This window comes from Sphingomonas endophytica, from assembly GCF_001476895.1.
Taxonomy (GTDB): domain Bacteria; phylum Pseudomonadota; class Alphaproteobacteria; order Sphingomonadales; family Sphingomonadaceae; genus Sphingomonas; species Sphingomonas endophytica_A.
This window is the reverse complement of record NZ_LDTB01000018.1, coordinates 1-18,856: the sequence shown is the minus strand read 5'-3', so window position 1 is coordinate 18,856 and position 18,856 is coordinate 1. Positions and strand designations below refer to the sequence as shown.

Below are 18,856 nucleotides of genomic sequence, written 5' to 3'. Positions count from 1 at the left end.
CATCTCCTCGGAATATTGTATACGATACGGCACGAACGGTCGGAGTCAACCGATCAACGGGCGGAAAAAGGGGCAGATCGATGCGGCGGCTGGCTTTGTATCTCGCGGGAGCGGCGCTGGGTAGCGGGGCATGGCTCCACGCGGCCGCCCCGGCCCCGGCGCGGCATGCCGTCGGCGCGCTGACGCTGACGCTCGATCCGGCCAGCCAGACGCTGCTGCATCTCTCCCCCGTCGCAGAACCGGCGTTCGACTTCGCACCCGGTGATCGGGCGCGGGAGCGCAGCGGGGACGGCTATGCGCACGTCGGCGATCTGCACCTGCGCCTCCGCGTCGGCGGAGGGGCATGGCGCGACTTCGCCTCGTCGCGCCACCGCGTGCCGGTACGCGCGCTCCCTGCCTCGGGCGCGGTGCTGGCGCACGCCGACATGACCGCGACGATGGGCGACGGCTTCCCGCTGACGGTCGAGCGGGCGTGGTTGCGCGATCGCGGCGCGCCGGTGCTGCGCTTCACGCTCGTCAATCGCGGGTCGCAGCCGGTGGAGATCGGCGCGCTGGGGATGCCGATGGTGTTCGACAACATCATCACCGATCGCTCGCTGGAGGAGGCCCATGCCAAAGCGAGCTTCGTCGATCCGTACATCGGCAACGACGCCGGCTATCTTCAGGTCACGCGCCTGAACGGCAAGGGACCGGCGTTGCTGGTCCTGCCCGACGGTCGCACCCCGCTGGAGCAATATCGCATTCTCCACGATGCGGCCAAGGCACCCGCCGGCGACATCTTCACCGATCGCACCAAGCGTCAGCAGACGTTCGAGGGCTTCTACGACTGGATGGTCGCATCGCGGGCGATGGACGACAAGGGGCAGCCGTGGAACCCCGCCACCGGCTTTACCCTCGCCCCCGGCGAGCGGCGGAGTATCGGCGTCCGGCTGGTCGCCGCGCCGTCGATCCGCGCGATCGAGGCGACGTTGCAGGCGGAGCGCCGCCCGGTCGCGATCGGCCTTCCCGGCTATGTCGTGCCGACCGACAGCCCCGCCGACCTGTTCGTCCGCGCCGGCCAGAAGGTGCGCGGGGTCGCGGTCACGCCTGCCGATGCGCTGTCGCTGACACGCGTCGCCGGGCCGAAGGGCTGGAACCACTGGCGTGTCACCGGCACCGGCTGGGGCCGTGCGCGCGTCGCCATCACCTATGCCGACGGCAGCGTGCAGAGCGTCCATTACTATGTCACCGGGCCGCTCGATCGGGTGTCCGCCGATCTCGGCCGCTTCGCCACGACGCGGCAGTGGTTCGACGACGCCGCCGACCCCTTCCACCGCGCGCCGTCGATCCTGACCTATGACCGCGACGCGAACCGCATCGTCACGCAGGACCAGCGCGTCTGGATCGCGGGGATGAGCGACGAGGGTGGCGCGGGCGCGTGGGTCGCCGCCGCCGTCAAGCAGCTGGACCACCCGGACGCGGGCGAGATCGCGAAGCTGGAGCGGATGATCGACGAGACCGTGCTCGGCAAGCTGCAGGTCGCGGACGGCGGGGTGAGGAAGAGCCTGTTCTACTACGATCCCAAGGCATTTCCGGCCTATTACGACAAGGGCATCGACTGGTCGACCTGGGCGTCATGGGACCGCAAGCAGGCCGACGATCTCGGGCGATCCTATAACTATCCGCATGTCGCGGTCGCGCATTGGGTGCTGTACCGGCTGGCCCGCCACCACGCCGGACTGGTCGCGCGGCACGACTGGCGCTTCTATCTCGACCATGCGTATCGCACCACGATCGCGATGATGCGCGACGCCCCGCATTACGCGCAATTCGGACAGATGGAGGGCGAGGTCTTCCTGGAGATCCTCGCCGACCTGAAGCGCGAAGGTCTGACCCCGCAGGCCGCCGAGGTGGAAAAGCTGATGAAGGCGCGCGCCGATCACTGGCGTACGCTCGCCTATCCGTTCGGCAGCGAGATGGCGTGGGATTCGACCGGCCAGCCGGAGGTCTATGCCTGGATGCAATATTTCGGGCACCGTCGCGAGGCGGCGGTCACGCGCGAGGTGATCCTGGGTTATGACCCGACCGTTCCGCACTGGGGCTATAACGGCAATGCCCGCCGCTACTGGGACTTCCTGTATGGCGGCAAGGTCAAGCGGATCGAGCGGCAGTTGCACCATTACGGCTCAGCGCTGAACGCCGTGCCGCTGTTCGACGCCTACCGCCGCGATCCCGCCGACCTGCACCTGCTGCGCGTCGCCTATGGCGGGTTCATGGGCGGGATCACCAATGTCGACCGCGATGGCTTCGCCTCGGCCGCGTTCCACTCCGAACCGGATATGATGCGCTGGGACGCGTACAGCGGCGATTACGGTATGGGGTATTTCGGCCATGCTTATGCCGCTGCCAGCTATCTCGTGAACGATCCGACGTTCGGCTGGCTCGGCTTCGGCGGCACCGTGACGACATCGGGCGACGCGATCGAGATCGTGCCGCATGACGGTGCGCGCACCCGGCTGTTCGTCGCGCCGGCCGGGCAATGGATCACGCTGGCGGCCGGCAGGATCGCGCGGGCGCGGTGGATGCCGGCGCGGCGACGGATCGAACTGACGCTCGACCCCGCGACGGCGGCGACGCCGGTCGCGCATCTCTCGGTCGAGGCGCCGGCGGGCGGCGCGCCTGACGTCGCGGATCGCGGCACGGCGGAACGCGGGTTCACGGCGGTTCCGCTGACGTCGGCGGCAACGACGGTTGTCCTGTCGCTGCGGTGAGCACCGGGCGTCGCGACTTGCGCCCTTCCCGCCCCGCGACTAGGCAGCGGCTTCGATGACACGCTCGGACCACCGCCCCGCCACGCTGATCCCGGGAGGCGCGGTGTTTCCGCACCGCCACCTGACCGGCATCGAAGGCTTAGAGCCGCACGAGATCACCTTCCTGCTCGATGAAGCGGAAACGTGGGTGGAGGCCAATCGCACCCGCGCCGCCCCCGACAAGCGTTTGGCCGGCTTCACGCAGATCAACGCCTTCTTCGAAAACAGCACGCGCACGCTGCTGAGCTTCGAGATCGCGGGCAAGCGGCTTGGCGCGGATGTGGTCAACATGCACGCGGCGCAGTCGAGCGTGAAAAAGGGTGAAACGCTGATCGACACCGCGATGACGCTGAACGCGATGCGTGCCGACGTGATCGTGATCCGGCACATGTCGTCGGGTGCGGTCCGGCTGATCGCGGACAAGGTCGACTGCCCGGTGCTGAACGCCGGGGACGGCCGCCACGAACATCCGACGCAGGCGCTGCTCGACGCGCTGACGATCCGGCGGCGGCTGGGCGGGATCGCCAACAAGCGCGTCGTGATCTGCGGCGACCTGCTGCACAGCCGTGTCGCGCGATCGAACATCCTCGCGCTGACCGCGCTCGCCGCCGAGGTGCGGGTCTGCGCGCCCTCCACGCTGATGCCGCCCGCGATCGAGCGTTTCGGCGTCACCGCCTTCACCGACTTCGACAAGGCGATCGAGGGTGCGGACGTGGTCATGATGCTGCGGCTGCAGACCGAGCGGATGGCGGGCGGCTACGTTCCCTCCACGCGCGAGTATCACATGCGCTACGGCCTCACGATGGAGCGGTTGAACGCGCGGGCGCCGGGCGCGCTGGTGATGCATCCGGGGCCGATGAATCGCGGGGTGGAGATAGACTCGGCGGTCGCCGATCATGTCGAGCAATCGGCGATCACCGAACAGGTGCAGATGGGAGTGGCGGTACGGATGGCGTGCCTGGACGTGCTGACGCGGCGTGCGCGCGGTGTGGAGGGCTGGGCATGACGCAGGCGCTTCACCTGACCGGGGCGCGGATTCTCTGCCCGGAGGGCGGCGAGCGGACCGGCGACCTGCTGATCGTCGACGGAACGATCGCTGCGGGCGAGGCGCCGAGCCACGCCGAGCATGTCGATTGTCGCGGCAAGCTGCTCGCCCCCGGTATCATCGACGTCGGCGTCGCGCGGATCGATCGCGCGGCGGCGCGCGCCGGCGGGATCGTGCGCGTCGCGCCGATGCCGGATCAGGTACCGGTGCTCGACGAACCGGGCGCGGTGCAGCGACTGGCGCTGATCGGACGACCGGATCTCTGGATTCACCCGATCGCGGCCGCTACGCGCGGGCTGGCGGGTACCGATCTGGCCGAAATGGCCGTGTGCCTGTCGGCGGGCGCGCGCGCGGTCGGCACCGGGCGCGGCTGGATCGCAGATTCGGGCGTGATGCACCGCGTGCTGATGTACGCACGCGACCTGGATGTCGTGGTCGTCTCGCATGCCGAGGACGGCGGGCTGGCGGCGGGCGCCGTGGCGACCGAGGGTGAGACCGCGACGCGGCTGGGCCTGCCGTCCGCCCCGTCGCTTGCCGAACCGTTGGCGATCGCGCGCGACCTGATGCTGGCGGAGGAAACCGGCGCGCGCCTGCATCTGCGTTGCGTCACGACCGCCGCCGGCTACGCGCTGGTGCGCGCGGCCAAGGCGCGCGGGGTGCGCGTGACCTGCGGCGTCACCCCGGCCTATCTGCTGCTCAGCGACAATGCGATGAGCGATTTCCGCAGCTTCGCACACCTGTCGCCGCCGTTGCGCAGCGAGGACGATCGCAAGGCGGCGCTGGCGGCGCTGGCGGACGGAACGATCGACCTGTTATGCTCGGGGCACGATCCCCGTGGTCCGGAAGAGAAGCGCCTGCCCTTCGCGGACGCGAGCGCCGGGGCCGCCGATGCCGCGACGTTGCTGCCGCTGGCGCTGGGACTGGTACGCGACGGGCGGATCACGCTGGAACGGCTGTTCGCGCTGCTGGCGCGGGGACCGGCGGCGCTGCTGGGGCTGGAAGCGGGAACGCTGGCGGTGGGCATGCCAGGCGACGTGATCCTGATCGACGAACAGGCACCGTGGCAGATCGACGCCGACACCTTGCCGGGTCAAGCCGGCAATACGCCGTTCGATGGCCTGCCGGTACAGGGGCGCGTGATCGCGATGTGGAAGGGCGGTCGTGCGATCGCCTGACCGTCAGCGGCTTGCGATGCGCACCGCTGCATCCCGATACCAGGCGACCGGTCGATCGCCTTCCGCGGCGCGGACGTAGCAGCGCCCGCCATGGGCGCGAAGCTCCACGCAGATCGCGTCCGCGTCGGCCAGCGCGAAGCCCCCGACCGACAGCCGGTACAATCGGCTGCCCGGGGTGAAGGCGATCGCAGAGGGTCGACGCCCATTTAGTACCGGCACGCGCCGCGTGATCCGCGCCCAGTCGGCCCGCGCCAGCCGCGCGCCGGTGTACGCACCGACCTGCACGAACCACCGTCCCCGTGCCGGTACACGCTCCAGCGCCGTCGCGCGCGCCGGCACTACAACGGGTGTCGCCGCTTCGGCGCTGGCGGTCGCCACCAGCGGAGCGGACGTTTCGGTATCCGCGCGCTCCGCAATCGCCTCCGGCTTCTCGATCGGGCGGCGGAGCGCCAAGGCGACCGGCGGACCGGGATCATCGACGGCGGGGGTGATCTTCAGCAGCGATGCGACCTGATCGGCGGCCCCCTGCGGCTGGGCGAACCGCATCCACTCCAGAATGCGGCGGCGCGCGGCCAGCGGGTCGAGGTCGAGCGCGACCAGCATATGCGCATCGCTCCATTCTCCGCACAGCGCGAGTGCCAGCGCGAGGTTCTGCCGCGTGTGCGCGTCGGCACCCGGAAGGCGCATCGCCGCCATCAACGCGACGACGCCTTGTCGCGGTTGCCCTGCGAGCGCCAGCGCCAGCCCGCGATCGGCCAGGGGGATGAGCGCGGCATGGCGATCCAGCGTCTCCAGCGCTTGTGCACGCTCGTCCGCCGCGATCTGCGTGAGTGCCAGATTCAAGGCGGTACGCGCGTCGGGCGCACGCAGCGTCAGGACATCCTCGAAAGCCCGCGCCGCCGAGCGGAAGCGCCCGGCGCGCAGATAGGCGGTGGCGAGCAACGCGCGCCGATCCGCGTCCCGTCCGTCCAGCATCACCGCCCGCTCGGCGGCGGGAATCGCCTGCGCCGCCTGTTGCGCGGCGCGCGACAGACCGGGCTGCGACGTGACGCAGCCGGCCAGCGGCGTGATCGCCAGCAGAAGCGTGGCCAGCCGCCCGATCGTCGCGCGCATGTCCTTGGCATCCTTCACTATCCGTCGCGCCGGGGATGCCAGCGCATGGTGGAGGAAGCGTTAACGATAGCGCGTCAGGCGCCCCATTCGGCGCGCGGCACGCCCTGCGCCCATAGCAAGGCGGTCAGGTCGCCATGCGCGATCCGCGCCGCCGCCGCCGCCGCGACGATCGGCTTGGCGTGATAGGCGACACCCAGCCCGGCGATCTCGATCATCGCCAGGTCGTTCGCGCCGTCGCCGACCGCCAGCGTCGCCGTCGCGGCGAGGCCGAGGTTTTCACGATATTCCAATAGCGTAGCACGCTTGGTCTGCGCGCCGACGATCGGACGCGCGACGGTGCCCGACAGCGCATTCCCCTCGATTTCCAGTACGTTGGCGATCGCACGGTCGAAACCGATTTCGGCCGCGACCGGCTCCGCGAAGCGGGTGAAACCACCCGAGACCAGCACCGCGCTCGCCCCCCAGCCGCGCATGGTGCGGACCAGTTGGCGTGCGCCCGGCATGATCCGCACCCGCTCCGCCCGGCAGGTGTCGATCACGCCCGAATCCAGACCCTTAAGCAGCGCGACGCGGGCATCCAGCGCACCCTCGAAATCCAGTTCGCCGCGCATCGCGGCCTCGGTGATCGCGGCGATCCGGGGCTTCAGACCGGCATAGTCAGCGAGTTCGTCGATACATTCGACGGTAATCATCGTCGAATCCATATCGGCGACGAGCAGCATCTTGCGACGCCCCTCGCGCGGCTGCACGACCACGTCGACGCGCTCGAACGCGCCCTCCAGCGCGGCGCGGGCGTCGGCGGGGGCCAGCTCGAACTGCCAGTCGGCGGCGTCGCCATCATCGATCCACGCCATCGTCGTCGGGGCGCAGCCCGCCGCCGCCAGCCGATCGTGCGCCTCGGCCATGATGTTGGGCGTCAGTCGCCCTGCTGCTATCAGCGTCGCCGTGAACATGCTCACCCCCGAGAAACCACAAGACCTGCCGAGGCTGGCGCTCATCGCAGGGCCGACCGCCAGCGGCAAGAGCGCGCTGGCGATCGACCTGGCCGAACGGGTCGGCGGAGTCGTCATCAACGCCGATGCCAGCCAGGTCTATCGCGACCTGCGCGTGCTGTCGGCGCGCCCTTCGGCGGAGGATGAAGCGCGCGTGCCGCACCGGCTGTTCGGTCATGTCGACGGCGCCGAGGCGTGGTCGGCGGCGCGCTGGGCGGCGGAGGCCGCCGTGGAAGTGAGGGCGGCGGTCGCCAGCGGACGGGTGCCGGTGCTCGTCGGCGGAACGGGACTGTACATCCGCACGCTGCTCGACGGGATCGCGCCGGTCCCGGAGATCGCCCCCGATATCCGCGCGGCGATCCGTGCGCTGCCGGTGGCGGACACCTATGACGCGCTCTGCCGCGAAGACCCCGACGCCGCCGCGCGCCTGAACCCGCGCGACACCACCCGCGTCGCGCGCGCGCTGGAGGTGGTGCGATCGACGGGGCGACCGCTCGCCGCATGGCAGGCGCAGCGGGTCGGCGGGGTCGCGGCGCGGTTCCAGGTGCGCGGGCTGGTGCTGCTGCCGGATCGCGAAACGCTGGTCGCCCGCTGCGACGCGCGGCTGGCGGCGATGTTCGCGCAAGGGGCGATCGAGGAAGTGGCGGCGTTGGTCGCGCGCGACGACGTGCCCGCCGATGCCCCCGTCCGACGCGCGATCGGCGTACCGGAGATCGCGGCGTTGCTGGCCGACACCCTGACGCACGACGAAGCACTTTCCGCCGCGCAACTGGCGACGCGACGTTATGCCAAGCGGCAATATACGTGGTTCCGCAACCAGTTGCCCCAGGAATGGCAATGCTGCACCGCGCCAGATTTGCAATTTTATTTCCCATAAAGCGTTTGACACGTAACTTTCTATGCCGTAGCGCGCGCCGACCTGACGGGCTAAGGACGCCCGGCATTCTTTTTCGAGGAGACGTGACGTGACCGAGAAGAGCGGAGCAGACATCCTGGTCGAGGCGCTGTGCGATCTCGGCGTGGAGGTCGTGTTCGGCTATCCGGGCGGTGCCGTCCTGCCGATCTACGACGCCTTGTTCCGGTCGAAGAAGATCCGGCACATCCTCGTGCGCCACGAACAGGCCGCGACCCATGCGGCGGAAGGCTATGCACGGTCGACCGGCAAGCCGGGCGTCGTGCTCGTCACCTCCGGCCCCGGCGCGACCAATGCCGTCACGGGCATCACCGACGCGCTGCTGGACTCGATCCCGATGGTCGTCATCACCGGACAGGTGCCGACCGCGCTGATCGGCTCGGACGCCTTTCAGGAGGCGGACACGGTCGGCATCACGCGCCACTGCACCAAGCACAATTATCTGGTGAAGGACCCGGCGCGGCTGGGTCCGGTCATCCATGAGGCGTTCCATATCGCGACGCAGGGCCGCCCCGGCCCGGTCGTGGTCGACATTCCCAAGGACGTGCAGGTTGCGACCGCGCGCTACACCAAGCCCGGCCCGATCCAGCACAAGACATATCGTCCGCAGATCAAGGCCGACCGCGCCGCGATCGAGCAGGTGGTCGACATGCTGGCGGCCGCCGAACGCCCGGTGCTGTACACCGGCGGCGGGGTCATCAACTCCGGCCCGGCGGCGTCGCAGCTGTTGCAGGAACTGGCGCGGATCACCGGCGCGCCGGTCACCTCGACGCTGATGGGTCTGGGTGCCTATCCGGCCAGCGGCCCGCTGTGGCTAGGGATGCTGGGCATGCACGGCACCTATGAAGCGAACATGGCGATGAACCAGGCCGATCTGGTCGTCGCGATCGGATCGCGCTTCGACGACCGCGTCACGGGCCGCCTCGACGCCTTCTCGCCGAACAGCCGCAAGGTGCATATCGACATCGACCGGTCGAGCATCAACAAGACGGTGCGGATCGATCTCGCCATCGTTGCGGACGCCGGTCACGCGATGGAGGACATGGTGCGGGTGTGGAAGGCACGCCAGCATCCCAAGCCCGACACGACCGAGTGGCAGCGCCGCATCGAGGGCTGGCGCGCGGTCAAGTGCCTCGACTTCCCGGAGACGGGGCCGAACGAGAACAATGGCGAGATCATGCCGCAGCGCGCGATCCGTGCGCTGTACGACGCCACGCATCACCGCCAGCCGATCATCACCACCGAGGTCGGCCAGCACCAGATGTGGGCCGCGCAGCATTTCGGTTTCGACCTGCCGAACAAGTGGCTCACGTCGGGCGGGCTCGGCACGATGGGCTACGGCCTGCCCGCCGCGATCGGCGCGCAGCTGGGCCACCCGAACGCGCTGGTCATCGACATCGCGGGTGAAGCGTCGATCCAGATGAACATTCAGGAACTGGCGACGGCGACGCAATATCGCCTGCCGGTCAAGGTGTTCATCCTGAACAACGAGTACATGGGCATGGTCCGCCAGTGGCAGGAGCTGACCTATGAGAGCCGCTATGCCGAAAGCTATTCGGACTCGCTGCCCGATTTCGTGAAGCTGGCCGAGGCGTATGGCTGGAAGGGTATCCGCATCGAGCGGCCCGACCAGCTGGAGGCGGGGATCGCCGAGATGCTGGCGCATGACGGGCCAGTGATGGTGGATTGCATGGTGGCGAAGCTCGCCAATTGCTTCCCGATGATCCCGTCGGGCGCCGCGCACACCGACATGATCCTGCAGGCCAATGAGGTCAGCGGCACGATGGACGACGAGGCCAAGGCGCTGGTGTGAGGCACCCTCCCCCTCCCTTGAAAGGGAGGGGACTTCAGGGATCAGAGCTTCGCGACGAAGGCGGCGTAGGCGGTTTCGTCCATCAGCGCGTCGAGTTCCGACACGTCCGACAGCGTCAGCTTGAAGAACCAGCCCTCGCCTTCCGGATCGCTGTTCACCAGCGCCGGTTCGTCGACCAGCGCCGGATTGCCCTCAAGCACGGTGCCGGAGACGGGCGAATAGACGTCCGACGCGGCCTTCACGCTCTCGACGACCGCCGCCTCGTCGCCCTTAGACAGCGAGCGGCCGGCGTCGGGCACTTCGACGAACACGATGTCGCCCAGCTGGCCCTGCGCATAGTCGCTGATGCCGACCGTGCCGGTGTCGCCGTCGACATCGATCCACTCATGGTCTTCGGTGAAATAGCGGCTCATCTTACTTAACTCCGCGAACGTAGCGATGGGGAACGAAGGGCATCGCGGTGACGGTGGCGCGGTGCGCCTTGCCACGCTGCGACAAGGTGACGACGGTGCCGGGGGCGGCATCGGCGAGCGGGACATAGGCCATGGCGATCGGCGCGCCGACGCTGGGCGCGAAGCCGCCGCTGGTAACGCGGCCGACGACCGTGCCCGATGCGTCCACCACATCCGCGCCCTCGCGCACCGGCTGACGCCCATCGACCAGCAGGCCGACGCGCTTGGTGGCGGGGCCGTTCTCGCGCTCGGCGAGGATGCGCGCGGCACCGGGGAAGTCGGCCGCCTCGCGGCGACGCTTGAACAGCGCGAAGCCCAGATCGGCCTGCACCGGCGTGATCGCGGGATCGAGGTCGTGGCCGTAGAGCGGCAGGCCCGCTTCCAGCCGCAGCGAGTCGCGCGCGCCCAGCCCGATCGGCTTGATCTCCGGCTGCGCGACCAGCGCCTCGGCGAACGCCTCGACCGCCTCGGCGGGCACCGACATTTCGACGCCGTCCTCGCCGGTGTAGCCCGAGCGGCTGATCCACAGATCATGGCCGTTCCACTCGAACGCGCCCGCCTGCATGAAGGTCAGCGCCTCGACACCGGGCACCAGCCGCGCGACCGCCTCGACCGCCTTCGGCCCCTGCACCGCCAGCAGCGCGTGGTCCTCCATCATGTTGAGCGTCACGTCGTCGGGCAGATGCTCGATCATGTGCGCGACGTCGTCGTATTTGGTCGCGCCGTTGACGACCATATAGATGCGATCCGCCGCTTGCGGCGTCAGCATCAGGTCGTCGAGCACGCCGCCCTCGTCGTTCAGCAGCAGCGAATAGCGCGCCTTGTTCATCGGCGCGTCGGCAATCGCGGCGGGCATCAACGCCTCCAGCGCGGTCGCGACGTTGTCGCCGGTGATCGACAGCTGGCCCATGTGGCTGACATCGAACAGTCCGGCATTCTCCCGCGTCCAGAGATGCTCGGCCATGATGCCCTCATACTGGACGGGCATGTGATAGCCGGCGAACTCCACCATCCGCCCGCCCTTCGCACGATGCCAGGCGTCGAGCGGCAGCGTCAGGATCTCGAGCGGCTCGAAACCATCGTCTTCATGGGTGGCGGGAACGTCGCTCATCATCGGTCTTCCGTCGCAAGAGGCCGGTCGCAACGGTGCCTCGCGGCCCGGTGGCGATCCGATTGTCCCCCTCTGTCACGGAACCTGAGAGCTTTCCTCGGGCACACCCGAGTTACCCCTTCGGTGGGCGTGGCGCCGGGGCGCATCGCCGCTTTCCAGAGTGTCGATCGGCCGGCGCGGTCCCTGCTGCCTGAGAGATTCCGGGGTGGTTGCTCCTTCGGCGGCGGCTGGTGACCTGGAAGGCCGGCCGCGCTCTCCCGCGCTGGCCCATGCCCCTTGCGCGGCATCGACCTCCGCGCCTCTACGCTTGCCGGTCGTGGAGTCAATCATGAATGGAGCCGTCACGGCTGCGGAACGTTTGCGACATCGGAGAAGGAGAAGAGATATGGACACCGCCACCTCCCCGCTCGTCGAACGGATCGCGCGCGTTCTGGCCGCGCAAAGTCTCAGCGCCAACGGCCATGGCACGGTCGAATCCGCCAGCGCGCAGGTCGATGCGCAGTGGAAGGATCACCGCGACGATGCGATGGCGGTCCTCCACACCATGCGCGCGCCCAGCCCGGCGATGGCGGCGGCGGGCGATGTCGCGGTCTGGGAACGGATGGTGCTGGCGGCGCTGTCCGAATCGAAGCCCGGCATCGTCATGTAGCGCGCGCGTCGGTGCGGCGCTGAAGCCGCCACGACGCCGCCAGCACCGCCAGACCGGCGACGGCCAGAACGGCGCCGACCGGCCCGGTCGACGTCCAGCCGTATCCGCCCGCAATCGCCATTCCGCCCAGCCACGGCCCTAGCGCATTGGCGGTGTTGAACGCCGAATGGTTGAGCGCCGCCGCCAGTGCCTGCGCATCGCCCGCCACGTCCATCAGCCGCGTCTGGAGCACGGTTCCGAGCGACCCGCCGATCCCGATCGCGACCATCGCCACCATCACGGTCGCGAAGTGCTGCGCGGCGAACGGCCACAGCAGCAGCGCGATCAGGCTCCACACCAGCACGCCGGCGGCGGTGGGCATGAGGGCGCGGTCGGCGAACTTCGGCACGATCAGATTGCCGGCCGTCATGCCGACACCGAAGGCGGCGAGCGCGAACGGCACCATGCGCGGCCCGACCTGTGTCACCGCCGCCATCGTGTCCGCCAGATAGGTATAGACCGCGAACAACCCGCCGAAGCCGATCGCACCGACGCCCAGCGTCAGCCAGACCTGCGGCCGCTTGAGCGCGCTGAGTTCCGCCAACGGACTGGCGGAAGGATCGCCGCGATCGCGCGGGGCGAAGGCGAAGACCAGCGTGGCCGTCAGCGCGGCCAGCCCGGCGACCACCACGAAGCATGACCGCCACCCGACCAGCTGCCCCATGAAATTGGCCAGCGGCACGCCGACGATCGTCGCGACCGTCAGCCCCAGCATGACGCGCGCCACCGCCTGCGTCCGCTTGCCCTGATCCACCAGCGAGGCGGCGACCAGCATCGCGATCCCGAAATAGGCGCCATGCGGCAGCCCGGCCATGAAGCGGAACAGCATCATCCAGCCATAGCTGGGCGCGAGCGCCGACAATCCATTGCCGAGCGCGAACAGCGTCATCAGCGCGATCAGCAGATGCCGCCGCGCCATTCGCGCGCCCAGTACCGCCAGAGTCGGCGCGCCCACGACGACGCCCAGCGCATAGGCGCTGATGACGTGCCCCGCCGTTGGTGCATCGACGCCCAGGTCACGCGCCATGTCGGGCAGCAGGCTCATCGTCGCGAATTCGGTCGTCCCGATCGCGAACCCGCCGACCGCGAGCGACAGATGGATCAGGCCGACCGGCGCGCGGCGCACCTCGGCAATGGCGGTGGCCATACGGTTTCCCCGGACGTCTGCTGGTTGTGCGAACCGCCTAGCTGGCGATTGTGCAGTGCAGCGTCAACCCTCCCACCGTCATTACGAGCGAAGCAATGACGGACGGTTATCCCGCCGGCGTCAACCGCCGCAGCCGCCCCGGGGAGCTGCCGCCGTCCTCCAGCACATAGATCGCGCCGTCCGGTCCCTGCTCCACTTCGCGGATGCGTTCGCCCAGCGACCATTGATCGCCCTTGCTGGCGTTGGTGCCGTTCAGGTCGACGCGCACGAGCGACTTGGACGACAGGCCGCCGATGAACGCATCGCCCTTGTATTGCGGGAACAGGTCGCCCGAATAGATCATCAGCCCGCCCGGCGAGATCACCGGGTTCCACCACACCTTGGGCGCCTCATAGCCATCGCCCGGCGCGTGATCGGGGATGTCGCTGCCGTCGTAGTTCGAGCCGTTCGACACGTTCGGCCAGCCGTAATTGCGGCCGGGCAGGATCAGATTGACCTCGTCGCCGCCCTTCGGCCCCATCTCCTGCTCCCAGAGATTGCCCTGCGCGTCGAAGGCGATGCCGAGCAGGTTGCGGTGACCATAGCTCCACACCTCCGGCAGGAAGCCCTGCGCCGCCAACGGATTGTTCGCCGCCGCCTTGCCGTCCGGGGTCAGACGCAGCACCTTGCCGAGCGACCCGCCCTTGTCCTGCGCGGGCGTGAACTTCTGCCGGTCGCCGTTGGTGAAGAACAGATATTGGCCGTCCGGCGAGAAAGCGATCCGGCCCGAATAATGCCCGTCGCCATCGACCAGCGGGCTGGCGCGGTACAGTGTCTCGATCGCCGTCAACTGCTCAGCCCCCGCGTTGCCCGACAAGGTGCCGCGCGCCAGCACGACTCCCTTGCCGCCCTGCCCTGCCGCCGAATAGCTGAAATAGACGCGCTTGCTGGTCGCGAAGTCGGGGGCGAGCACGACATCCATCAACCCGCCCTGTCCGGACGAGTCGACGTCGATCGTCGCCACCGTCCGCCGCGACGAACCATCGGCGGCGACCAGCAGCATCTGCCCGGCCTTCTCCGTCACCAGCATCCGTCGATCGGGCAGGAACGTCATCGCCCAGGGCGCGTCGAAGTCGGCGATCACCGCGCTGGCGAAGGGCGTCCCGGCCACCGGCGTTCCGGTCGGGAAGGTCGGGCCGGGCGTAGGCGTCGGTGTCGGCGCTGGGGCGACCGGCGCATCGGCGACCGGCTGCGTTGCCGCCGCGGTACCCTCCCCACCGCAGGCGGTGGCAGCGGTCAGGGCAACGGCGGCGAACGCGAAACGGGTCAGCATGTGGTCCTCTCCGGGGACGGGAACATTGCGCGATCAAAGCACGCGTCAGCTTCATGGTTCCCTCATGTTCGTTTCATCTGATTGCTGCCGGCCGTCGCCCTGCACGCAACGCGCTTGCGGCCAACCGACGGTGGCGCTATATCGCTCGTGCTTTCTCTTACATCGTGAGGTGCAAGGGGCTGCGGGGCCTGCTCCGCGGCGGCAAGAAACGCATGTGCGGAAGGTGCATTTGAACGACATCACTCCCCTCGTCCGGTTGATCGAGCCAGAGGCGAAGGCCCTCGGCTTCGCGCTGGTGCGCGTGCGCCTGTTCGGCAAGGGCGACGAGCGCACGCTCCAGATCATGGCCGAGCGCCCCGACACGCGGCAGCTGAACATCGACGATTGCGCCGAATTGTCGCGCCGCATCTCGGACAAGCTCGACGCGCTGGAGGAAGCCGGACAGGATCCGATCGAGGGCGCGTACCGGCTGGAAGTGTCGTCGCCCGGCATCGATCGCCCGCTCACCCGCCCGCAGGATTTCACCGACTGGGCGGGCCATGAGGCGCGCATCGTCCTGACCGAGGCGGTCGACGGACAGAAGCAGTTCAAGGGCGATCTGGAAGGGATCGACGCCGATGGCAACATCGCGATCCGCCACCCGCGCACCGGCGTGCTGGAACATGTGCCCTTCGCGCTGATCGCCGATGCCAAGCTGATGCTGACCGATCGCCTGATCGACGCCACCGTCCCGCTCTCGATGGAGGGCGCCGACGAAGAGATTCACGATACGTCCACGGACGCAGAAGAGGAAACCCACTGATGGCCACCGGCGTCACCGCCAATCGTGCGGAGCTGATCGCGATCGCCAATTCGGTCGCTTCGGAGAAGATGATCGACAAGGCGATCGTCATCGAGGCGATGGAGGACGCGATCCAGCGCGCCGCGCGCACGCGTTACGGCCAGGAAATGGACATTCGCGCGAAGCTGGACCCGAACAACGGCGATCTGCGACTGTGGCGCGTCGTCGAGGTGGTCGAGCTGGTCGACGACATCTACAAGCAGGTCGACGTCAACGGCGCGCAGAAGCTGCAGCCGGGCGCGAGCGTCGGCGACTATCTGGTCGATCCGCTGCCCCCGATCGAATTCGGCCGCATTCAGGCGCAGGCCGCCAAGCAGACCATCTTCCAGAAGGTCCGCGATGCCGAGCGCGAGCGCCAGTATGAAGAGTTCAAGGAGCGCGCGGGTGAGATCATCACCGGCGTCGTCAAGCGCGTCGAGTTCGGCCATATCGTCGTCGACCTGGGCCGCGCCGAGGGCGTCATCCGCCGCGATCAGCAGATCCCGCGCGAAGTGGTGCGCGTCAACGACCGCATCCGCTCGCTGATCCTGAAGGTGGTGCGCGAGAATCGCGGGCCGCAGATCTTCCTCAGCCGCGCGCACCCGGACTTCATGAAGAAGCTGTTCGCGCAGGAAGTGCCCGAGATCTACGACGGCATCATCGAGATCAAGGCCGCGGCCCGCGATCCGGGCAGCCGCGCCAAGATCGGCGTCATCAGCCACGATTCGTCGATCGATCCGGTCGGCGCGTGCGTCGGCATGAAGGGCAGCCGCGTGCAGGCGGTCGTGCAGGAGATGCAGGGCGAGAAGATCGACATCATCCCCTGGTCGCCCGACACCGCCACCTTCGTCGTCAACGCGCTCCAGCCGGCGAACGTCGCGCGCGTCGTGATCGACGAGGAAGAGGACCGCATCGAGGTGGTCGTCCCCGACGATCAGCTCAGCCTCGCGATCGGCCGTCGCGGCCAGAACGTCCGCCTCGCCAGCCAGCTGACCGCCAAGGCGATCGACATCCTGACCGAAACCGACGCCAGCGAGAAGCGTCAGCAGGAGTTCGTCAAGAATTCCGAGACCTTCCAGAACGAACTGGATGTCGACGAGACGCTGGCGCAGCTGCTGGTCGCTGAGGGCTTCGGCGCGCTGGAAGAGGTCGCCTATGTCGAGCTGGACGAGCTGGCGGGCATCGAGGGCTTCGACGAGGATCTCGCGCAGGAATTGCAGAGCCGCGCGCAGGAGGCGCTGGATCGTCGCGAACAGGCCAACCGCGAGGAACGCCAGGCGCTGGGCGTCGAGGATGCGCTGGCCGAGCTGCCGTATCTGACCGAGGCGATGCTGGTCACGCTCGGCAAGGCGGGGATCAAGACCCTCGACGATCTCGCCGATCTGGCGACCGACGAGCTGGTCGAGAAGAAGCGCGCCGAGCCGCGCCGCCGCAACGACGACGCGCCGCGCCGCAACGATCGCCCCGAGAACAAGGGCGGCGTGCTGGGCGAGTACGGGCTGAGCGATGAGCAGGGCAATGAGATCATCATGGCCGCGCGCGCGCACTGGTTCGACGACGAGCCGGCGGCCGAGCAGGCGTCGGAGGATCAGGACGCCTGATGCCGTTCGTATCGATCCGACTGGCGGGCGCGGCGACGCGCGAACAGAAGGCGGGGATCGTGGCCGACGTCACGGCCTCGCTGGTCACGCGGCTGGGCAAGAGCCCGGCCGTCGTGCAGGTCGTGATCGAGGAAGTGTCGACGGAGAATTACGGCGCGGGCGGGCACTTGCTCGCCGACCGCGACGGCGCCACTGGCAGGGGAGACGCTCATGCGGAACCCCGGCGATGAGACGCTGACGCTCCACCGTCATGCCGGACCTGTTCCGGCATCCACCGTCGTCCCGCAGTCGTCGACCGCTTGTTCGCCGCGAGGGCGATCAAACGCGCGTGGCGTCCAGGCCGAGCGCTACGGCGAGATCGTCCCAGTGCGGATTGTCGCGCTCGATCAGGTTGAGCTTCCATTCACGCGGCCACTTCTTGATGCGCTTTTCGGCAGCGATGGCGGCGTCCATCGTGTCGACCACCTCATATCAGACGAGGCGCTTCACGGCATATTGTTCGGTAGAACCACCGAACGTTCCGTCGCGGCGCTGCATGACCCTTCCGATCAGGCTGGATGTGACACCGACGTACAGCGTGCCGTTCCGGCCGCTCGCCAGAATGTAGACGCAGGGTTGTCGTTCTCTCACACCGCCCCTCCTTCGTCATGCCGGGCGCGTCCCGGCATCCACCCATCCGCAAATCCGACAGCGCTGGATCTTGCGGCACCGTGGACCCCGGAACAAATCCGGGGTGACGGCGCCTTTCCGAGAGACGGCGCATGACCGAACCCGAACGCTCCTGCATCCTCACCCGCGAGCGCGCGTCGCCGGCGGCGCTGATCCGGCTCGCGCTCGCTCCCGACGGTCGCGTCCTCCCCGACGTGCGCGCCAAGGCACCGGGTCGCGGCGCCTGGATCGGCGTCGCCCGCGCCGGACTGGAAGCGGCGATCGCCAAGGGCAAGCTGCGCGGCGCGCTGGCACGGGCGTTCAAGACCGGCGAGTTCGTCATCCCCGACGATCTGCCCGCGCTGATCGCCGCCGCGCTGGAGCGCAACGCCCTCGACCGCCTCGGCCTCGAATCGCGCGGCGGTACGGTGCTGACCGGCTCCGAACGGATCGAGACCGCGGCCCGCTCGGGCAAGCTGCGCGCGCTTTATCATGCCGCCGATGCCTCCGACGACGGATGCCGGAAACTGGCGCAGGCGTGGCGCGTCGGGTCCGACCGCGAAGGTTCCGACCTGAGGGGCTTGGCACTGCCGGTGCCGCGCCCCATATTGTCGTTGGCGCTGGGCCGCGAAAATGTGGTACACATCGGCGTCATCGACCGCGCTGCGGCACAACGACTCAGCGAAGCGCTCGATCGTTGGCTGCACTTTATCGGCCCTGATCTGAATTCGGCACCTTGCGCTACGGCCGCGCAAGGCGCATCGGCGCCCGGCATCGCCGGGACGACCATACCGGCCGTGAGACTGCACGAGGAATTTGAGTGAGCGAGACCGACAACGACAAGCCGAAACTCGGAATGCGCCAGCCGCTGGGGCTGAAGCGCACGGTCGAGACCGGCAAGGTGAAGCAGAGCTTCAGCCACGGCCGTAGCAATACGGTGGTGGTCGAGGTGAAGCGTCGCCTCGGGCGCGCCACCCTGCGGACCGAGCACGCGGCGACGCTTCACCTCGACCACCACCGTATTGCTACGGCCGTGGCTGAAGCTCTGCTTCACCTTGCCGGTCTCGACCGTGCGCTTCCGCCCCTGCGGCTGGCCGCATTCCGAGTTTCAGCTTGTCGTTGTCGGCCCACTCCACTCACACTCCTCGTGCAGTCCAACGCCCGTGAAGGTCGTCCCGGCGCTGCCGGACGCCGAACCCCCTTGACAGGCCTTAACACAATGAACCGAATTCAACAA

16 protein-coding genes, 2 pseudogenes and 2 riboswitches are annotated in these 18,856 nt (G+C 68.6%); of the genes and pseudogenes, 11 read left to right on the top strand and 7 right to left on the bottom strand.

The features are described from left to right. Positions 1–80: 80 nt before the first annotated feature. From NS334_RS07155 to NS334_RS07145, 3 genes are read left to right on the top strand one after another with little or no spacing between them, the layout of a single operon-like run. On the top strand, positions 81–2,750 hold the full coding sequence (locus NS334_RS07155) for a DUF5695 domain-containing protein (protein ID WP_083500310.1): 2,670 nt from the start codon (positions 81–83) through the stop codon (positions 2,748–2,750). Between the two features lie 55 nt (positions 2,751–2,805). Then, on the top strand, positions 2,806–3,795 hold the full coding sequence (locus NS334_RS07150) for an aspartate carbamoyltransferase catalytic subunit (protein ID WP_058755287.1): 990 nt from the start codon (positions 2,806–2,808) through the stop codon (positions 3,793–3,795). Further along, positions 3,792–5,009: a dihydroorotase gene (locus NS334_RS07145; RefSeq protein ID WP_058755286.1), complete on the top strand. Its 1,218-nt coding sequence runs from the start codon at positions 3,792–3,794 to the stop codon at positions 5,007–5,009. The genes NS334_RS07150 and NS334_RS07145 overlap by 4 nt, the downstream gene beginning before the upstream one ends. A gap of 3 nt (positions 5,010–5,012) precedes the next feature. On the opposite strand, the gene NS334_RS07140 is transcribed toward NS334_RS07145, so the two are convergent. Both NS334_RS07140 and serB read right to left on the bottom strand, forming a co-directional pair. Next, the gene (locus NS334_RS07140) at positions 5,013–6,122 is read right to left on the bottom strand and encodes an SPOR domain-containing protein (protein ID WP_153002623.1); all 1,110 of its coding nucleotides are present in this window, start codon (positions 6,120–6,122) and stop codon (positions 5,013–5,015) included. A gap of 74 nt (positions 6,123–6,196) precedes the next feature. Next, positions 6,197–7,075, bottom strand: a complete 879-nt coding sequence (serB, locus tag NS334_RS07135; RefSeq protein WP_058755284.1) for a phosphoserine phosphatase SerB — start codon at positions 7,073–7,075, stop codon at positions 6,197–6,199. On the opposite strand from serB, the gene miaA reads away from it, so the two are divergent. Continuing rightward, a complete protein-coding gene (miaA, locus tag NS334_RS07130; protein WP_058755283.1) occupies positions 7,074–7,991 on the top strand; it encodes a tRNA (adenosine(37)-N6)-dimethylallyltransferase MiaA in 918 nt (305 codons plus the stop codon). The genes serB and miaA overlap by 2 nt on opposite strands. Before the next feature lie 88 nt (positions 7,992–8,079). Beyond that, positions 8,080–9,840 (top strand): acetolactate synthase 3 large subunit, encoded by a 1,761-nt coding sequence (locus tag NS334_RS07125; protein WP_058755282.1) that lies wholly within the window; start codon positions 8,080–8,082, stop codon positions 9,838–9,840. Between the two features lie 41 nt (positions 9,841–9,881). On the opposite strand, the gene gcvH is transcribed toward NS334_RS07125, so the two are convergent. Next, entirely contained in the window at positions 9,882–10,253 is a 372-nt protein-coding gene (gene gcvH, locus NS334_RS07120) for a glycine cleavage system protein GcvH (RefSeq protein WP_058755281.1), read from the bottom strand. Position 10,254: 1 nt separating this feature from the next. After that, complete coding sequence (gene gcvT / locus NS334_RS07115) at positions 10,255–11,403, bottom strand: glycine cleavage system aminomethyltransferase GcvT (protein WP_058755317.1); 1,149 nt, start codon at positions 11,401–11,403, stop codon at positions 10,255–10,257. 62 nt (positions 11,404–11,465) lie between these two features. After that, a riboswitch (glycine riboswitch) is annotated at positions 11,466–11,570 on the bottom strand. After that, positions 11,571–11,673: riboswitch (glycine riboswitch) on the bottom strand. A 115-nt stretch (positions 11,674–11,788) separates the two neighbouring features. Here gcvT and NS334_RS07110 point away from each other — a divergent pair. Then, positions 11,789–12,052, top strand: coding sequence for a hypothetical protein (locus NS334_RS07110; RefSeq protein WP_058755280.1), 264 nt, complete (start codon positions 11,789–11,791; stop codon positions 12,050–12,052). Here NS334_RS07110 and NS334_RS07105 read toward each other — a convergent pair. After that, positions 12,045–13,238: an MFS transporter gene (locus tag NS334_RS07105; protein ID WP_058755279.1), complete on the bottom strand. Its 1,194-nt coding sequence runs from the start codon at positions 13,236–13,238 to the stop codon at positions 12,045–12,047. The genes NS334_RS07110 and NS334_RS07105 overlap by 8 nt on opposite strands. Before the next feature lie 106 nt (positions 13,239–13,344). Then, positions 13,345–14,550, bottom strand: a complete 1,206-nt coding sequence (locus NS334_RS07100) for a PQQ-dependent sugar dehydrogenase (protein WP_083500309.1) — start codon at positions 14,548–14,550, stop codon at positions 13,345–13,347. 229 nt (positions 14,551–14,779) lie between these two features. On the opposite strand from NS334_RS07100, the gene rimP reads away from it, so the two are divergent. From rimP to NS334_RS07085, 3 genes are read left to right on the top strand one after another with little or no spacing between them, the layout of a single operon-like run. Continuing rightward, on the top strand, positions 14,780–15,352 hold the full coding sequence (gene rimP, locus NS334_RS07095; protein WP_058755315.1) for a ribosome maturation protein RimP: 573 nt from the start codon (positions 14,780–14,782) through the stop codon (positions 15,350–15,352). Next, positions 15,352–16,971, top strand: coding sequence for a transcription termination factor NusA (gene nusA / locus NS334_RS07090; RefSeq protein ID WP_058755278.1), 1,620 nt, complete (start codon positions 15,352–15,354; stop codon positions 16,969–16,971). Before rimP ends, nusA begins: the two co-directional genes overlap by 1 nt. Continuing rightward, the gene (locus tag NS334_RS07085; RefSeq protein ID WP_058755277.1) at positions 16,971–17,201 is read left to right on the top strand and encodes a tautomerase family protein; all 231 of its coding nucleotides are present in this window, start codon (positions 16,971–16,973) and stop codon (positions 17,199–17,201) included. The genes nusA and NS334_RS07085 overlap by 1 nt, the downstream gene beginning before the upstream one ends. A gap of 88 nt (positions 17,202–17,289) precedes the next feature. Here NS334_RS07085 and NS334_RS07080 read toward each other — a convergent pair. Next, positions 17,290–17,601 (bottom strand): annotated as a pseudogene (locus NS334_RS07080) (GIY-YIG nuclease family protein). Positions 17,602–17,732: 131 nt separating this feature from the next. On the opposite strand from NS334_RS07080, the gene NS334_RS07075 reads away from it, so the two are divergent. Both NS334_RS07075 and NS334_RS17645 read left to right on the top strand, forming a co-directional pair. Beyond that, positions 17,733–18,443 (top strand): DUF448 domain-containing protein, encoded by a 711-nt coding sequence (locus tag NS334_RS07075; protein WP_058755276.1) that lies wholly within the window; start codon positions 17,733–17,735, stop codon positions 18,441–18,443. A gap of 32 nt (positions 18,444–18,475) precedes the next feature. After that, positions 18,476–18,580 (top strand): annotated as a pseudogene (locus NS334_RS17645) (translation initiation factor IF-2 associated domain-containing protein); the annotation flags it as partial. Between the last annotated feature and the right edge of the window lie 276 nt (positions 18,581–18,856).